The organism is Pseudomonas sp. NY15181 (assembly GCF_048068055.1).
Taxonomy (GTDB): domain Bacteria; phylum Pseudomonadota; class Gammaproteobacteria; order Pseudomonadales; family Pseudomonadaceae; genus Pseudomonas.
The window spans coordinates 326,036-341,098 of record NZ_JBLUPT010000004.1; the positions used below are offsets into that span (position 1 = coordinate 326,036).

Sequence of the window (15,063 nt, forward strand, 5' to 3'; positions counted from 1 at the left end):
AATCAACGTCCACGCAGGAACAGCTTGTCCAGTTCATCGAGTCCCAGCTGCGTCCAGGTCGGCCGGCCGTGGTTGCACTGGCCGCTGCGCTCGGTGATTTCCATGTCACGCAGCAGCCCGTTCATCTCCGGCAGGGTCAGCCGGCGATTGGCGCGCACCGCGCCGTGGCAGGCCATGGTGCCGAGCAGCTCGTTGAGGTGCGCCTGGATGCGGTCGCTGGTGCCGTACTCCAGCAGATCGGCGAGCACGTCGCGCACCAGTTGGGTGGCCTCGGCTTGCTTGAGCAGTGCCGGAATCTGGCGGATCGCCAGGGTCTCCGGGCCGAGCCGCTGCAGCTCGAAGCCGAGCTTGGAGAACCAGCCCGAATGCTCCTCGGCGCAATCCGCCTCGCGTTCGCTGACCGCGATGGACTCCGGCACCAGCAGCGGCTGGCCACGCAGACCTTCGCTGGCCATGGCGGTCTTCAGACGCTCGTACATGATGCGTTCATGGGCAGCATGCATGTCCACCAGCACCAGGCCATGGGCATTCTCGGAGAGGATGTAGATGCCCTTGAGCTGCGCCAGGGCGTAACCCAGCGGCGGCACATCCTGGCTGCTTTCCGGCAGCGCCTGCGGCGCCTGGTCGGGCAGCGGGGCGAAATAGGCCTTGTAGGCGCCCTGGGCCTCCTGGATCGGCGGCATTTCCGGGCGTGCCGGCTGATAGCTGTAGCCACCGCCGCCGCTTCCGGAACCACCGGAAGTCGGGCTTGGCTGCCAGGCACGCGCGGCGGCCGGAGCCTCCAGCACGGTTTCGGACAGGCGCATTTCGCCCTGCGGGCCGAATTCGCCGGCTTCCGCACCGGTGGGTCGTGGCACGGTCAGGGTGGTCGCTCCCGGCGGCGCCAGCTGGTCGTCCGGGCGCACCTCGGCCAGCGCCCGGTGCAGGGTGCCGTAGAGGAAGTCGTGAACCATGCGGCTGTCGCGGAATCGCACTTCGTGCTTGGTCGGGTGCACATTGACGTCCACCACCGACGGATCGACCTCGAAGAACAGCACGAAGGTCGGATGACGGCCGTTGTACAGCACGTCGCGGTAGGCCTGGCGTACCGCGTGGGCAACCAGCTTGTCGCGCACCATGCGGCCGTTCACGTAGAAGTACTGCAGGTCCGGCTGGCTGCGGGAGAAGGTCGGCAGACCAACCCAGCCCCACAGGTGCAGGCCGTTGCGCTCGACCTCGATGGGCATTGCCTGTTCGAGGAAGCCGGCGCTGCACACGGCACCAACACGGCGGGCTCGGGACGCTTCGTCCTTCGCCTCATGCAGCGAGAGGATGGTCTTGCCGTTGTGGCGCAGGTGGAAAGCCACGTCGAAGCGGGCCAGGGCCAGGCGCTTGATGACTTCCTGCAGATGATCGAATTCGGTCTTCTCGGCGCGCAGGAACTTGCGCCGCGCCGGGGTATTGAAGAACAGGTCGCGCACTTCAATGCTGGTACCCACGGGGTGAGCCGCCGGCTTCACGGTGGATTCCATGTCGCGGCCCTCGACCTCCACCTGCCAGGCCTGTTCGGCATCGGCGGTGCGGGACGTCAAGGTCAGTCGCGAGACGGAGCTGATCGAGGCCAGCGCTTCGCCACGGAAACCCAGGCTCATCACCCGCTCCAGGTCTTCCAGCTCGCGGATCTTGCTGGTGGCGTGGCGCGCCAGGGCCAGTGGCAGATCGTCGGCGGGGATGCCGCTGCCGTCGTCACGCACGCGCAGCAGCTTCACGCCACCCTGCTCGACCTCGACGTCGATGCGCCTGGCGCCGGCGTCGAGGCAGTTTTCCAGCAGCTCCTTGATGACCGAGGCGGGTCGTTCGACCACTTCGCCGGCGGCAATCTGGTTGGCCAGCCGCGGTGTCAGCAGCTGGATGCGGCGCATTTCGCTCATTGCTGGGAGGCCAGGGAAGTGCCGGGAATCTTCAGCACCTGGCCGACCTTCAACTCATCGCTCTTGAGCGAGTTGGCGCTGCGGATGGAGGCTGTGCTGACGTCGTAGCGACTGGCGATCATGGCCAGACTGTCACCACTGCGCACCACGTGTTCACGCGGGCCGGTGGGGAGCTGGCCGCCGTCACGCAGCGAGGCGATGTAGGTGCCCGGCGGCGGCGTCTGCACGAAGTACTGGCGAACACCGCTGGCAATGGAGCGCGCCAGAGCCTGCTGGTGCGAGGAACTGGAGAGCTTCTGCGATTCGTTCGGGTTGGAGATGAAGCCGGTTTCCACCAGGATCGACGGGATGTCCGGGGACTTCAGCACCATGAAGCCGGCCTGTTCCACGCGCCGCTTGTGCAGCGAGGTCACCCGGCCGACGTTGGTCAGCACCTTGTGGCCGACGTCGAGGCTGGAGGACATGGTGGCGGTCATCGACAGGTCGAGCAGTACGCCGGCGAGCATCTTGTCCTTGTCGTCCAGGTTCACGCCGCCGTCACCACCGATCAGGTCAGAACGGTTTTCGCTGTCGGCCAGCCAGCGCGCGGTCTCGGAGGTCGCGCCGCGATCGGACAGGGCGAACACCGAAGCACCGAAGGCGCTGCGGCTGGGCGCGGCGTCGGCGTGGATGGAAACGAACAGGTCCGCGCCCTTCTTGCGTGCGATGGCGGTACGCCCGCGCAGCGGGATGAAGTAGTCGCCGGTGCGGGTCAGTTCCGCGCGGAAGCCTTTCATCTGGTTGATCTGGCGCTGCAGCTCTCGGGCGATCGCCAGGGTGATGTTCTTCTCGTGCAGACCGTTCGGGCCGAGCGCGCCCGGGTCTTCACCGCCGTGACCGGCGTCGATGGCGACGACGATGTCGCGCTTGCCGCCGCTACTGGGCGCGGGAATCTTGGCCACCGACTGGACCGGGCTGACCGGCGTGGCAGGCACGTTCGGCGTCGGAGTGGCCGGAACGTCCGGCGCGATGTCGGCGCCCTGGTCGTACAGGTCGACGACCAGGCGGTTGCCGTATTGCTGGTTCGGCGCCAGCACGAAGCTCTTGGGCGTGACCGGGTTTTTCAGGTCCAGCACCAGGCGCAGGTCGGTGGGCGAACGCTGGGCGGCGCGCACCGAGGTGATCGGCGTGTTATTGAGCTTGAGCTTGTCCAGCGCCGCTGACATCTGGGCGCCGTTGATATCGACGACGATGCGGTTGGGCGCGCTGAGCGTGAACAGGCTGTGCTGCACCGGACCGGAAAGATCGAACACCAGCCGGGTGTTGTCTGGAGCCCGCCAGATGCGGACGCTCTTGATTTGCGTGGCGGCAAAAGCCTCGCCGGCCATCATGGCCAGCAAAACAGTCATCCCCGTGAACAGCGCCCGCAGGCGCAACCCCCAACCCATCTTTTTTCTCATGCTCCCGTGGCCAGGGCGGCACACCAGGCTTCGCCCCGCATACCTTGCGGCTTCAGGCGCAGCATGCGACCGCCCGCATGGGGACTAATGGTAATGTCCATGTCGGCCTTTGGCAAAATGCCTGTGCCGCGCTCCGCCCATTCGATCAGGCACAAGGCGTCGCCCTCGAAGTAGTCGCGGATGCCGAGGAACTCCAGTTCCTCCGGGTCGGCAAGGCGGTAGAGATCGAAATGGAAGGCGCGGACATCGCCAATTTCGTAGGGCTCCACCAGGGTGAAGGTCGGACTTTTTACCGCCCCGCCATGCCCCAATCCCCGCAGGATGCCGCGCGACAGCGTGGTCTTGCCCGCCCCCAGATCGCCATGCAGATAGATGACACCGCGTCCACCGGTCGCCGTGGCGATCCTCCGTCCGAGGTCGTACATGGCCTCTTCGCCCTCGGCGAACAGATTCAGTTCAGGCATGGGCTGTGCTCCTCGAGCAGCTGACGAACGGCAGGAATCAGATCGGCGGCGGCCAGCCCCCGGCCCAGAAGACCGAGCGACTCGCCCGCGCGGGCGTGGAGCCAGACGGCCAGGCAGGCCGCATCGAAAGCGGACAGTCCCTGCGCCAGCAGCGCGCCGAGAATGCCGGAGAGCACATCGCCCAGCCCGGCGCCGGCCATGGCCGGATGGCCGTGACTACACAGCGCCAGTCGGCCGTCCAGCGCGGCGACCAGACTGCCGACACCCTTGAGCACCACGACGGCCTGGTAACGCTGCGCCAGCGCATGGGCCGCTTTCGGCCGATCAGCCTGGACTTCGGCGGTGGAGAGGCCCAGCAACCGCGCCGCCTCGGCGGGGTGCGGGGTCATCACCCAGTCGCCGGATGGGCGCGATACCAGGCCCTTCGCGAGCAGATTGAGTGCATCGGCATCCCAGACCTGAGTCCGCTCCAGGCTGGCGGCGGCGCTGACCAGCACCCGCCCCCAGGCCTCGCGGCCAACGCCCGGCCCCACCACCAGCACGGTGGCGCGCTCGGCCAGGCGCAGCAGTTCGGCGGACGAGGAAACGCCCCGCGCCATCAGCTCAGGTCGACGAGCCAGGGCAGCTGGCACATGGGCCGCGCGGGTGGCCAGGGACACCAGCCCGGCACCGCAGCGCAGTGCGCTTTCGCCAGCCAGCAGGGCCGCGCCGCCCATGCCGGTATCGCCGCCGATCACCAGCGCATGGCCAAACAGGCCCTTGTGCGCGGCTTTCGCGCGCGCCGCCAGGCGGGCCAGGGAGGCCGGAGCGAGACGGCGGGCAACGCAGTCATCGAGGATCAGCGCCGGGTCGGCGTCCAGGGCATCGAATACCAGTTCGCCGCACTGGTCCGGCCCGTTTGCAGTGAACAGTCCCACCTTGAGGCCAATGAAGGTCGCGGTCAGGTCGGCGCGAACGGCGCAGCCCAGCACTTGGCCGGTATCCGCGCTGAGGCCGGAGGGGATATCCACCGCCAGCACCGGCAGGCCGCTGGCGTTGATCGCTTCAATGGCTGATGCATAGGGCTTGCGCACCTCACCACCCAGGCCGGTGCCGAGCAAGGCGTCGACCAGCACACCGCGCAGTTCGGCGCGATCGCTCCAGCCTTCGATATCCACACCCGCCGCACGCGCCTCGCCATGGGCGGACGCGGCATCGCCGGACAGGCGCGAGGTATCCCCCACCGCCAGCACCCGCACGCGCCAGCCGGCGCGCAGGGCCAGGGCGGCGATCAGGTAGCCGTCGCCGGCATTGTTGCCGTGGCCGGCCAGCACGCTGATCTCGCCCGCATCCGGCCAGCGCCGGCGCAGGGCACGCCAGGCGGCGTGGGCGGCGCGGCGCATCAGTTCGAAACCGGGCGTGCCGGCGGCGATCAGGCGCGCATCGAGGTCGCGCACCTGTTGCGCGCTGTACAGATTCAGGGGCAGATCGTCGTGGGGATGGGCAGTCATCGCTTTTCCGGGCGGCAGAATGTGTCGCCTTAGAGCCTGTTCTTTACAGCGTCATGCCGACGTGCAGCTGGTTTCGAACAGTCTCTTGGCGCGCGGACGGGCCGGCGCCGGCAAGGTCTGGCAGAATTATACCTACCCCGACTCCGCTTTCCCGCTCCCCATGCACGATTCGACGCTCAACTATGAAGACCTCGCCCGCTCCATCAAGGACTGGGGGCGCGAACTCGGCTTCCAGCAGGTCGGCATTGCCGGCCTCGATCTGGAGGAGCATGGCGCACACCTGCAGCGCTGGCTGGAGGCGGGCTACCACGGCGAAATGGACTACATGGGCGCCCACGGCAGCAAGCGCTGGCGGCCGGAGGAACTGGTGCCCGGCACGTTGCGGGTGATCTCGCTGCGCATGGACTACCTGCCCGGCGACACGCGCATGGCGCAGGTACTGGGCAACCCGGAGAAGGCCTACGTATCGCGCTATGCCCTGGGCCGCGACTACCACAAGCTGATCCGCAAACGCCTGCAGCAACTGGCCGAACGCATCCAGCAGCGCATCGGCCCGTTCGGCTTCCGCGCCTTCGTCGACAGCGCGCCGGTACTGGAGAAGGCCATCGCCGAACAGTCGGGCCTGGGCTGGATCGGCAAGAACACCCTGGTGCTCAACCGCAAGGCGGGCAGCTACTTCTTCCTCGGCGAGCTGTTCACCGACCTGCCGCTGCCGGTCGACCCGCCGCACGGCACCGAGCATTGCGGGCGTTGCTCGGCCTGCCTGGACATCTGCCCGACGGCGGCCTTCGTCGCGCCCTACGTGCTGGATGCGCGACGCTGCATTTCCTACCTGACCATCGAGCTGAAGGGCCCGATTCCAGAGGACCTGCGCCCGCTGATCGGCAACCGTGTGTTCGGCTGCGATGACTGCCAGATGGTCTGCCCGTGGAACCGCTTCGCCCGCGCCACCGACCAGGGCGACTTCCAGCCCCGCCACAGCCTGGACAACGCCGCATTGGCGGAGCTGTTCCTGTGGACGGAAGAGGAGTTCCTCAGCCGCACCGAAGGCTCGCCCTTGCGGCGCGCCGGCTATGAACGCTGGCTGCGGAACCTGGCCGTGGGGCTGGGCAATGCGCCCTCCACCATTCCGGTCATAGAGGCGCTGAAGGCGCGCCGGGAGTTCCCGTCGGAACTGGTGCGCGAGCATGTGGAGTGGGCGCTGAGCCGGCACGGGGCCTGATCCCGTAGGGCGTACAACCGATTGCGGTTGCACGCCGTTACACCGTCGTGCGTCACCAGCGCCGAGGCCGGACTCGGAGCGCCCTGAAACCAGGGTCAAGCGGCGTATAACGTCGAACGTTATACGCCCTACGCCCGAGCCTTGATTACACCTTGATGAAATGCTCGCGGTAGTAGCGCAGCTCGGCGATGGACTCGCGGATATCGTCCAGGGCCAGGTGGGTGTTGCCCTTCTTGAAGCCGTCGCGCACCTGCGGAGCCCAGCGTGCGGCCAGTTCCTTGAGGGTGGAGACGTCCAGGTTGCGGTAGTGGAAGAAGCCTTCCAGCTTGGGCATGTGCCGGTAGAGGAAGCGACGGTCCTGGCAGATGCTGTTGCCGCAGATCGGCGAGCTGCGCTTGGGCACCCACTTCTCCAGGAAGGCCAGGGTCATGGCTTCGGCCTCGGCGGCGGAGATGGTGCTTTCGCGCACGCGCTGGGTCAGGCCGGACTGGCCATGTTGGCGGGTGTTCCACTCGTCCATGCCGGCGAGCAGCTCATCGCTCTGGTGCACCGCGATCACCGGGCCTTCCTCGAGGATATTGAGGTTGCTGTCGGTAACGATGGTCGCCATCTCGATGATGACGTCCTTGTCCGGGTCCAGACCGGTCATTTCCAGGTCGATCCAGATCAGGTTCTGTGGGTTCTGCATGATGGGGCTCCTCAGCTCAGCCCTCTAGTTTAGCGGGAAGCGCACTCCTGCATGCTAAACTGCGGCGCGATTTTCCCTGTGGATACCCTATGGCCAAGCGTCACCTCACCCGCCGGCAGAGCTGGCGGATCGAAAAAGTCCAGGAAGAGCGCGCTGCCCGCGCGGCCAAGCGCGAATCGCGAGTCCTGGAAGAACTGGAAGGCGGCGACCTCGGCCCGGAGCAGACCGGCCAGGTGATCGCCCACTTCGGGGTACAGGTGGAAGTCGAGGCGCAGGAAGGCGACCACGCTGGCCAGGTGTTCCGCTGCCACCTGCGCGCCAACCTGCCGACGCTGGTGACCGGCGACTTGGTGGTCTGGCGCCCCGGCAACCAGGGCATCGGCGTGATCGTCGCGCAGCTGCCGCGCACCTCCGAGCTGTGCCGTCCGGACATGCGCGGCGTGCTCAAGCCGGTGGCGGCCAACGTCGACCGCATCGTGATCGTCTTCGCGCCGCGCCCGGAACCCCACGCCAACCTGATCGACCGCTACCTGGTGGCCGCCGAGCACGCCGGCATCAAGCCGCTGCTACTGATGAACAAGGCCGACCTGATCGACGAGGAAAACGCACCGCTCCTCGACTCGCTGCTGGGCACCTATCGCGAGCTGGGCTATCCGCTGCTGGAGGTTTCGGCCTTCAACGGCCTGGCGATGGACGCCCTGCGCGCCGCACTGAACGAGCACGTCAGCGTGTTCGTCGGCCAGTCCGGCGTCGGCAAGTCGTCGCTGGTGAACGCGCTGCTGCCGGGCGTCGATACCCGCGTCGGCGATCTTTCGGAGGTCACAGGCAAGGGCACCCACACCACCACCACCGCGCGGCTGTTCCACTTCCCCGCCGGCGGCGACCTGATCGACTCCCCCGGCATCCGCGAATTCGGCCTCGTCCATGTGAGCCGCGACGACGTGGAGGCCGGCTTCATCGAGTTCCACGATCTGCTCGGCCACTGCCGCTTCCGCGACTGCAAGCACGACCGCGAGCCGGGCTGCGCCCTGCTCAAGGCGCTGGAGGACGGACGCGTCTCGCCACAAAGGATGGCCAGCTACCGGCACATCCTCGCCAGCCTGCCGGAAGACGAGTACTGAGCCCGACGGCCCGGCTGACTGTAGGAGCGAGCATGCTCGCGAACGGCTTCACGGCGAGGTTGGTTCGCGAGCAAGCTCGCTCCTACGAAGAGCCCTCCCCGTCGACTTCATGACGTGAAAAACGAAACGAAAAGGCCAGCTGATCAGCTGGCCTTTTCGTTTCTTACTGCTGCTTGTTCAGCTCATCGAGCTTCAGCGTGCCGCCGTCGTCGAACAGATTGAGCTTCTGCTTGAGCTGGTCCGGCGGCAGCGGCTCGCCCTGCCCGGTCGCAGGCTGGGTGGGAGTAGCGCCGGGCGCGGGTGCGGCCGCTGCAGCGGGGCCCCCGGCGGGCTTGTCGACCCCACCGTCCTGGCCCTCGATGGCGCGCTGGGCCTTCTTGGTCAGGACGATGATGTCGATGCGGCGGTTCACCGGATTCAGCGGCTTGTCGCGGTCGAACAGCGCCGAAGAGGCGTAGCCGACCACGCGGGCGATCTGCTCCTCCGGGTAGCCGCCGGCCTCCAACGCACGGCGCGCGGCGTTGGCGCGGTTGGCGGAGAGCTCCCAGTTGCCGAACTCGCCGTTGCCCGCATAGGGCTTGGCATCGGTATGGCCGCTGATGCTGATCTTGTTCGGCACCTGCTTGATGGTCTCGGCCAGCGCCAGCAGGATGTCCTCGAAGTACGGCTGCAGGCGCGCGCTGCCCAGGTCGAACATCGGCCGGTTGTCGGAGTCGACGATCTGGATGCGCAGGCCGTCCTGGGTGATCTCGAACAGAATCTGGTCCTTGAAGCGCTTGAGCGTGGGGTTCTCGTCGACCTTGTTCTGCAGCTCCTGCAGCAGCAGCTCCAGGCGCTCCTTCTCCAGCTTTTCGGCGATGTTCTCCGCCTGTTCGGCGTTGACCTTGGCCTCGTCCTGCGGACTGATGCGGGTTTCGTCCGCTTCGGGCTGCGCCTGGACCTGCGGGTTCAGGGTCTTGTCCGGCGCGGGAGTCGGCGTGCCGCCCAGGTCGATCACATAGGGACTGGCGCTCTCGGTGAAGCCGATCGGGTCCTGGAAGTAGCCGGAAATGGCCTTCTTCTGCTCCGGCGTGGCCGAGGACAGCAGCCAGAGCACGAGGAAGAACGCCATCATGGCGGTGGCGAAGTCGGCGAAGGCGATCTTCCACGAGCCGCCGTGGTGACCCGCGGCGTAGCGCTTGACGCGCTTGACGATGATCGGCTGGTTGTTATCCATCGTTTAGCGCCCGCGTACCGCCTGCTCCAGCTCGGCGAAGCTGGGACGATGCGCCGGCAGCAGCACCTTGCGGCCGAATTCCACCGCCAGCGACGGCGGCATGCCCGAGGCGGAAGCGACCAGGCAGGCCTTGATGGCTTCGTAGAGGTTCAGTTCCTCCTTGGCGTCATGCTCCAGGGCGTTGGACAGCGGGCCGACGAAACCGTAGGCGGCGAGAATACCGAGGAAGGTCCCCACCAGCGCCGCGGCGACGTGGTGGCCGATCTCGGCCTGGCTGCCCTGGCCGAGCAGGGCCATGGTGATCACGATGCCGAGCACCGCGGCGACGATACCGAAGCCCGGCAGGCCATCGGCGACGCGGGTCACCGCGTGGGCGGGATGCTCCAGGTCTTCCTTGAGGCTGCCCAGCTCCATGTCGAACAGGCCCTCCAGCTCGTGGGGCGCCATGTTGCCGGAGGACATGATGCGCAGGTAATCGCAGATGTACGCGGTCATGCGGTCGTCTTTGAGCACCGCCGGGTACTTGCTGAAGATCGGACTGGCGCCCGGGTCCTCGACGTCCGCCTCGATCGCCATCATGCCCTCGCGGCGGCTCTTGTTGAGCACCTCGTAGAGCATGCCCAGCACTTCCAGGTAGAAGGCGTGGGTGAAGCGGTTGCTGAACATCTTCGGGGCTTTCTTGAGCACCGTCATGAAGGTGCTGCCCGGGTTGGCCTGGAGGAAGGCACCCAGGGCCGCGCCCCCGATGATCAGCAGTTCGAACGGCTGGATGATGGCCGCGATCTTGCCGCCGGAGAGCAGATACCCGCCGAGCACACTACCCAGGATGACGATGATGCCGATGATTTTTGACATGGGGACCGAACTGAAACTGTGAACAGAATGAGAGGCATGATTCCCGCCTCCCTGTTGTTATCGGAGATTTCGGGCAAGACTATAGGCCGAAAACACTAAAAACCAGTTCGGCGCCTTACGCATGCCCAAACCCGTGCCTACCCCAGAGCGTCTCGCGGACTGGCTCTCCCTGCTGGAAGAGCTGCCGCTGCCTGTCCCCCAGGAGCACCGCGACGATATTCGCCGGGCGCTGAATGACAGTCGCCGCTCGATCCGCGACATCTCCGAGCTGTTGCAGGACTGCCCGACCCTGGCCTTTGCCATTCTGCGCGAGGCCAATCGTGCCGAGAGCGCCCGCGACAATCCGGCGGAAAGCCTGGAGGTCGCCCTCAACCGCCTGGGCCTGGCACGCGTCACCCAATTGCTCGATCGCCTGCCATCGGTGCCCGAGGCGCAGATGCCCCGCGCACTGAGCCAACTGCTGCTGATCAGCCGCCACGCCATGCAACAGGCAAGCGGCCTGTTCGCCAACCGCCTGGCGCGGCTCTGGCAGGAAATCCACTGGGGCAGCCTGTTCACCCTCGCGCCGCTCTGGGCGCTGGCCACGGCCCGCCCGGAACTGCTGGAAACCTGGCAGCGCCAGGTCTATGGCCTGGGCCGTTGCAGCAGCGAGGTCGAACAGGAGCTGCTCGGCACCCGCCTGCTGCCGCTGTGCCGGGCGCTGGCCGAGCGCTGGCGGCTGCCGGACTGGGTCGCCCAGGGCTATGCGCTGCTCAGCGATGACAAGCGCCTACTGGTGCGCGCCCTGCACGTGGCCCACACCGAAACCCAGCCACTGGGCCAGCAGCAGCGCCTGGACGCCGACCCGGAGCTGCAACGCTGGCTGACCCGCCCCGCCAACACCATCCTGCTGGCCAACAGCCTGGCCACAGCCGCCCACCAATCCTGGGGCGGTGTGCACATGCTGCGCTGGCAACGCCTGACCAGCCTCTACCTGCAAATGCCCCTGGAAGAGCTGCAGCAGACCGTCCACGGCCTCGCCGCACAGAGCGCCCGCCGGCACGCCCGGCCGCTGCTCTGGCATCCGGCCGAGGCCCTGCTGTGGCCCTGGAACGCCCGTCGCTGGCTCAACGGCCCGAGGCCCGAGGAGCCGGCCAAGGCGCCCGACACCCTGGCCGAATGGCGCCAGCACTGCGCGCGCCTATTGCAGGCGCCCAGCCCGTTCAGCAACGCCTTGCAACTGCTCGAGTGCGCCGAATCGGCACTGCAGGCCTGCGGACTGCAACGCGGCCTGATCCTGCTGGCCGACAAGGGCGGCAGCTGGCTGCAGGCGCGCCGGCACTTCGGGCTCGCGGCCGAGGCCGGCGAGCTCAAGCTGGAAGTCGCCGCCAGCCCGCTGCTGCGCAAACTCCTGCAACAGCCCGGACAACTGCGCCTGACCCCGGCGAACATGGCCGACTTTTCCGCCGTGCTGCCCGGGGCGCTGAAAGCCCTGCTGCCCAGCGAACACCTGCTGCTGCGCTCGCTGGGCAACGGCAGCCGCGTGGTCATGCTGCTCGCCGCCGACCGTAATGGCCAGCCGCTGGGCGACCTGCACGCCCAGGCCTTCGGCCGTACCGCGCAGTGCATCGAGCAGGCCGTCCGGCAGATGTCCCGCGGCGCTTCCTGAGCCGCGCGGCGATCGCCGGGATTTCCGGTACACTGGCGCCCCTTTAAACTATCGCCCCCCAACGGGCAGCCCAGGGCCGCCAGCTCACGCCGCCTCTTCCATCATCACGGTGGGCCGTCCGCCGTACCGGGAGACTCCGACATGTCCGCCTTCTCCGCTCTGCCCCTGGTGATCGAACCGGCTGACCTCGCCAGCCGCCTCGACGCCGCCGAACTGATCCTGGTCGACCTCACCAGCGCCGCGCGCTATGCCGAAGGCCACATCCCCGGCGCCCGCTTCGTCGCCCCGGCGCGCACCCAGCTGGGCGGCACCCCGGCGCCCGGCCTACTGCCGGCCAAGGCCGACCTTGAAGCGCTGTTCGGCGAGCTGGGCCACAACCCCGATGCCGTCTACGTGGTCTACGACGACGAAGGCGGCGGCTGGGCCGGCCGCTTCATCTGGCTGCTGGATGTGATCGGCCACCACCGCTACCACTATGTTGACGGCGGCCTGCACGCCTGGCTCGCCGACGGCCTGCCGCTGAGCCAGAACGTCCCGGCGCCGGTCGGCGGCCCGCTGCCGCTGACCCTGCACGACGAACCCACCGCCACCCGCGAATACCTGCAGAGCCGCCTGGGCGCTGCCGACCTGGCCGTCTGGGACGCCCGCAACCCCAGCGAATACAGTGGCCAGAAGGTGCTCGCCGCCAAGGGCGGGCACGTTCCGGGCGCCGTCAATTTCGAATGGACCGCCGGCATGGACCCGGCACGCGCCCTGCGCATCCGTACCGATATGCCGCAGATTCTCAAGAGTCTGGGCATCACCCCGGACAAAGAAGTGATCACCCACTGCCAGACCCACCACCGCTCCGGCTTCACCTACCTGGTGGCCAAGGCCCTCGGCTATCCGCGGGTCAAGGGCTACGCCGGCTCGTGGTCGGAATGGGGCAACCACCCCGACACCCCTGTAGAGGTTTAAGGAATGTCGTTCAAAGATCGTCTGTTCATCCTCGCCCAGTACCTGCTGCCGCATCACCTGCTGTCGCGCCTGATCGGCTGCGCCGCCGAATGCCGTGCGCCCTGGTTCAAGGACCGCCTGATCCCCTGGTTCGCCCGCCGCTACCAGGTGGACATGCGCGAAGCCCAGGTCGAGGACCTGCGCGCCTACGAGCACTTCAACGCCTTCTTCACCCGCGCCCTGAAAGACGGTGCCCGTCCCCTAGACGAGAGCGAAGGCAGCGTACTCAGCCCGGCCGACGGCGCCATCAGCCAACTCGGCCCGATCGAGCACGGCCGTGTGTTCCAGGCCAAGGGCCACAGCTACAGCCTGATGGAACTGCTGGGCGGCGACGCCGAGCGCGCCGCGCCCTTCATGGGCGGCGAGTTCGCCACCGTCTATCTGTCGCCCAAGGACTACCACCGCGTGCACATGCCGCTGGCCGGCACCCTGCGCGAGATGGTCTATGTGCCGGGCCGGCTGTTCTCGGTGAACCAGCTGACCGCCGAACAGGTGCCGGAACTCTTCGCCCGCAACGAGCGCGTGGTGTGCATCTTCGACACCGAGCGCGGGCCGATGGCCGTGGTGCTGGTGGGTGCGATGATCGTCGCTTCCATCGAGACCGTCTGGGCCGGCCTGGTGACTCCGCCCAAGCGCGAGCTGAAGTCCTTCTCCTATGACGAAGCTTCCCGCGCGCCGATCCATCTGGAGAAAGGCGCCGAGCTGGGCCGCTTCAAGCTGGGCTCCACCGCCATCGTGCTGTTCGGGCCGCAACAGGTCAGCTGGGCCGAGAACCTGGCGGCCACCAGCCCGGTCCGCATGGGCCAGCGCCTGGCTGGCGCTCGCCAGGGCTGACGCCCGCTTTCCATAAGGCGGGTGGCCAATGAGCCGCCCGCCATGCTGTTTGCCTCACTGCCGTGCTGTCCCTCGCCATGAAACGCTTCCTGCACCTCATGGGCTGGCGCGCCAACGCCACCAGCCATCTGGAAAAATGGCTCTCCGCCCTCGGAGCGCTGTGCGGCATCGCCGCCATCTACGCCGTCACCCACTGGGTATTGCCCAGCGAAGCGGCCATCTGGGTCGTCGCCTCCATGGGCGCCAGCGCCGTGCTGCTGTTCGCCGTGCCCCATGGCGTGCTGTCCCAGCCCTGGGCGGTGCTCGGCGGCCAGGTGCTGTCGGCCATCGTCGGGGTGATCTGCCAGAAGCTCTTTCCCGACCAGGCCTTCACCCCGGCCCTGGCGGTCGGCGCGGCGATCCTGGTCATGCACTACGCCCGCTGTATCCACCCCCCGGGCGGCGCCACCGCCCTGGCGGCCGTCTCCGGCGGGCCGGCGATCAGCGCACTGGGCTTCCACTACGTGCTCAGCCCGGTGCTGCTCAACGTGGTACTGATCCTCGCCGTGGCCGTGGCCTTCAACGGCCTGTTCGCCTGGCGCCGCTACCCTGCGCCGCTGGCGCGCCTGCCGGAGACGCCGAAGCTGCCCACGGGCCCCGCACCGGAGGATCTCTACCACGCGTTACGCAAGATGGATTCGTTCATCGACGTGCAGTTCGACGACCTGCTGAAGATCCTCCAGCTGGCCCAGGAACATGCCCAGGCGCAACGCCTGGGCCCGGACGACATCCTCCTCGGCGCCTGCTACAGCAACGCACTGAGCGGCAACGCCTGGGCGGTGCGCCAGGTAATCGACGACCACCCCGGCAAGCGCTCGCGCCAGGACCAGCTGGTCTACAAGGTGGTCGCCGGCGCCGGCAAGGGCAACACCGGCGCCTGCCGCCGCCAGGACCTGCTGGAATGGGCCGCCCACGCGGTGATTCCGCAGGGCGATGGCTGGCTGCGCGTCACTCCGCAGGTCTCCGCCAGCGACGCCTTGCAGCGCCAGATCAAGGGCGAAACACCGTTCACGTGACTCGTCGGCGCACCCATCCGGCGATGGGCTGCGGTGCGCAACGGATACTGCTAGAGTTCGGAAAAAGCCGAGCGTGACGACCCGTCGGTCCACCCAACGGCCCAGATTTGTGGAGAATCCGATCC

At 67.6% G+C, this 15,063-nt stretch carries 13 protein-coding genes; 6 read left to right on the forward strand and 7 right to left on the reverse strand.

Annotated features, from left to right (window positions below; all coding sequences use genetic code 11):
- Positions 1-2: 2 nt before the first annotated feature.
- Genes mutL through ACNFBT_RS13275 form a run of 4 tightly spaced genes read right to left on the reverse strand, consistent with a single transcriptional unit; the run spans position 3 to position 5,303 of the window.
- Entirely contained in the window at positions 3-1,910 is a 1,908-nt protein-coding gene (gene mutL / locus ACNFBT_RS13260; RefSeq protein ID WP_416749971.1) for a DNA mismatch repair endonuclease MutL, read from the reverse strand.
- A complete protein-coding gene (gene amiB, locus ACNFBT_RS13265; protein WP_416749973.1) occupies positions 1,907-3,337 on the reverse strand; it encodes an N-acetylmuramoyl-L-alanine amidase AmiB in 1,431 nt (476 codons plus the stop codon). Before amiB ends, mutL begins: the two co-directional genes overlap by 4 nt.
- Before the next feature lie 8 nt (positions 3,338-3,345).
- Entirely contained in the window at positions 3,346-3,813 is a 468-nt protein-coding gene (gene tsaE, locus ACNFBT_RS13270; protein WP_416749975.1) for a tRNA (adenosine(37)-N6)-threonylcarbamoyltransferase complex ATPase subunit type 1 TsaE, read from the reverse strand.
- Positions 3,801-5,303 carry an NAD(P)H-hydrate dehydratase gene (locus ACNFBT_RS13275; RefSeq protein ID WP_416749977.1) on the reverse strand — a complete coding sequence of 501 codons (1,503 nt, stop codon included), beginning with the start codon at positions 5,301-5,303 and terminating at the stop codon, positions 3,801-3,803. The genes tsaE and ACNFBT_RS13275 overlap by 13 nt, the downstream gene beginning before the upstream one ends.
- 160 nt (positions 5,304-5,463) lie before the next feature.
- On the opposite strand from ACNFBT_RS13275, the gene queG reads away from it, so the two are divergent.
- Positions 5,464-6,525, forward strand: a complete 1,062-nt coding sequence (queG, locus tag ACNFBT_RS13280) for a tRNA epoxyqueuosine(34) reductase QueG (RefSeq protein WP_416749979.1) — start codon at positions 5,464-5,466, stop codon at positions 6,523-6,525.
- Between the two features lie 145 nt (positions 6,526-6,670).
- Here queG and orn read toward each other — a convergent pair whose 3' ends face one another.
- On the reverse strand, positions 6,671-7,213 hold the full coding sequence (gene orn / locus ACNFBT_RS13285; RefSeq protein WP_416749981.1) for an oligoribonuclease: 543 nt from the start codon (positions 7,211-7,213) through the stop codon (positions 6,671-6,673).
- Positions 7,214-7,302: 89 nt separating this feature from the next.
- Here orn and rsgA point away from each other — a divergent pair, with 89 nt between their 5' ends.
- Complete coding sequence (gene rsgA / locus ACNFBT_RS13290; RefSeq protein ID WP_416749983.1) at positions 7,303-8,334, forward strand: small ribosomal subunit biogenesis GTPase RsgA; 1,032 nt, start codon at positions 7,303-7,305, stop codon at positions 8,332-8,334.
- A 163-nt stretch (positions 8,335-8,497) separates the two neighbouring features.
- On the opposite strand, the gene motB is transcribed toward rsgA, so the two are convergent.
- Positions 8,498-9,550, reverse strand: coding sequence for a flagellar motor protein MotB (motB, locus tag ACNFBT_RS13295; protein WP_416749985.1), 1,053 nt, complete (start codon positions 9,548-9,550; stop codon positions 8,498-8,500).
- A 3-nt stretch (positions 9,551-9,553) separates the two neighbouring features.
- The gene (gene motA, locus ACNFBT_RS13300) at positions 9,554-10,405 is read right to left on the reverse strand and encodes a flagellar motor stator protein MotA (RefSeq protein ID WP_416749987.1); all 852 of its coding nucleotides are present in this window, start codon (positions 10,403-10,405) and stop codon (positions 9,554-9,556) included.
- Between the two features lie 121 nt (positions 10,406-10,526).
- On the opposite strand from motA, the gene ACNFBT_RS13305 reads away from it, so the two are divergent.
- The 4 genes from ACNFBT_RS13305 (at position 10,527) to ACNFBT_RS13320 (ending at position 14,938) form a co-directional block, all read left to right on the forward strand.
- Positions 10,527-12,053, forward strand: a complete 1,527-nt coding sequence (locus tag ACNFBT_RS13305; protein ID WP_416749989.1) for an HDOD domain-containing protein — start codon at positions 10,527-10,529, stop codon at positions 12,051-12,053.
- Between the two features lie 141 nt (positions 12,054-12,194).
- The gene (gene rhdA / locus ACNFBT_RS13310) at positions 12,195-13,010 is read left to right on the forward strand and encodes a thiosulfate sulfurtransferase (RefSeq protein ID WP_416749991.1); all 816 of its coding nucleotides are present in this window, start codon (positions 12,195-12,197) and stop codon (positions 13,008-13,010) included.
- A 3-nt stretch (positions 13,011-13,013) separates the two neighbouring features.
- Positions 13,014-13,883, forward strand: coding sequence for an archaetidylserine decarboxylase (gene asd / locus ACNFBT_RS13315; protein ID WP_416749993.1), 870 nt, complete (start codon positions 13,014-13,016; stop codon positions 13,881-13,883).
- Between the two features lie 77 nt (positions 13,884-13,960).
- On the forward strand, positions 13,961-14,938 hold the full coding sequence (locus tag ACNFBT_RS13320) for an HPP family protein (RefSeq protein WP_416749995.1): 978 nt from the start codon (positions 13,961-13,963) through the stop codon (positions 14,936-14,938).
- Positions 14,939-15,063: the final 125 nt, after the last annotated feature.

Coding starts and splice junctions, on each gene's coding strand:
- mutL (WP_416749971.1), bottom strand. CDS start 1,910: ATGAGCGAAATGCGCCGCATCCAGCTGCTGACACCGCGGCTGGCCAAC.
- amiB (WP_416749973.1), bottom strand. CDS start 3,337: ATGGGTTGGGGGTTGCGCCTGCGGGCGCTGTTCACGGGGATGACTGTT.
- tsaE (WP_416749975.1), bottom strand. CDS start 3,813: ATGCCTGAACTGAATCTGTTCGCCGAGGGCGAAGAGGCCATGTACGAC.
- ACNFBT_RS13275 (WP_416749977.1), bottom strand. CDS start 5,303: ATGACTGCCCATCCCCACGACGATCTGCCCCTGAATCTGTACAGCGCG.
- queG (WP_416749979.1), top strand. CDS start 5,464: ATGCACGATTCGACGCTCAACTATGAAGACCTCGCCCGCTCCATCAAG.
- orn (WP_416749981.1), bottom strand. CDS start 7,213: ATGCAGAACCCACAGAACCTGATCTGGATCGACCTGGAAATGACCGGT.
- rsgA (WP_416749983.1), top strand. CDS start 7,303: ATGGCCAAGCGTCACCTCACCCGCCGGCAGAGCTGGCGGATCGAAAAA.
- motB (WP_416749985.1), bottom strand. CDS start 9,550: ATGGATAACAACCAGCCGATCATCGTCAAGCGCGTCAAGCGCTACGCC.
- motA (WP_416749987.1), bottom strand. CDS start 10,405: ATGTCAAAAATCATCGGCATCATCGTCATCCTGGGTAGTGTGCTCGGC.
- ACNFBT_RS13305 (WP_416749989.1), top strand. CDS start 10,527: ATGCCCAAACCCGTGCCTACCCCAGAGCGTCTCGCGGACTGGCTCTCC.
- rhdA (WP_416749991.1), top strand. CDS start 12,195: ATGTCCGCCTTCTCCGCTCTGCCCCTGGTGATCGAACCGGCTGACCTC.
- asd (WP_416749993.1), top strand. CDS start 13,014: ATGTCGTTCAAAGATCGTCTGTTCATCCTCGCCCAGTACCTGCTGCCG.
- ACNFBT_RS13320 (WP_416749995.1), top strand. CDS start 13,961: ATGAAACGCTTCCTGCACCTCATGGGCTGGCGCGCCAACGCCACCAGC.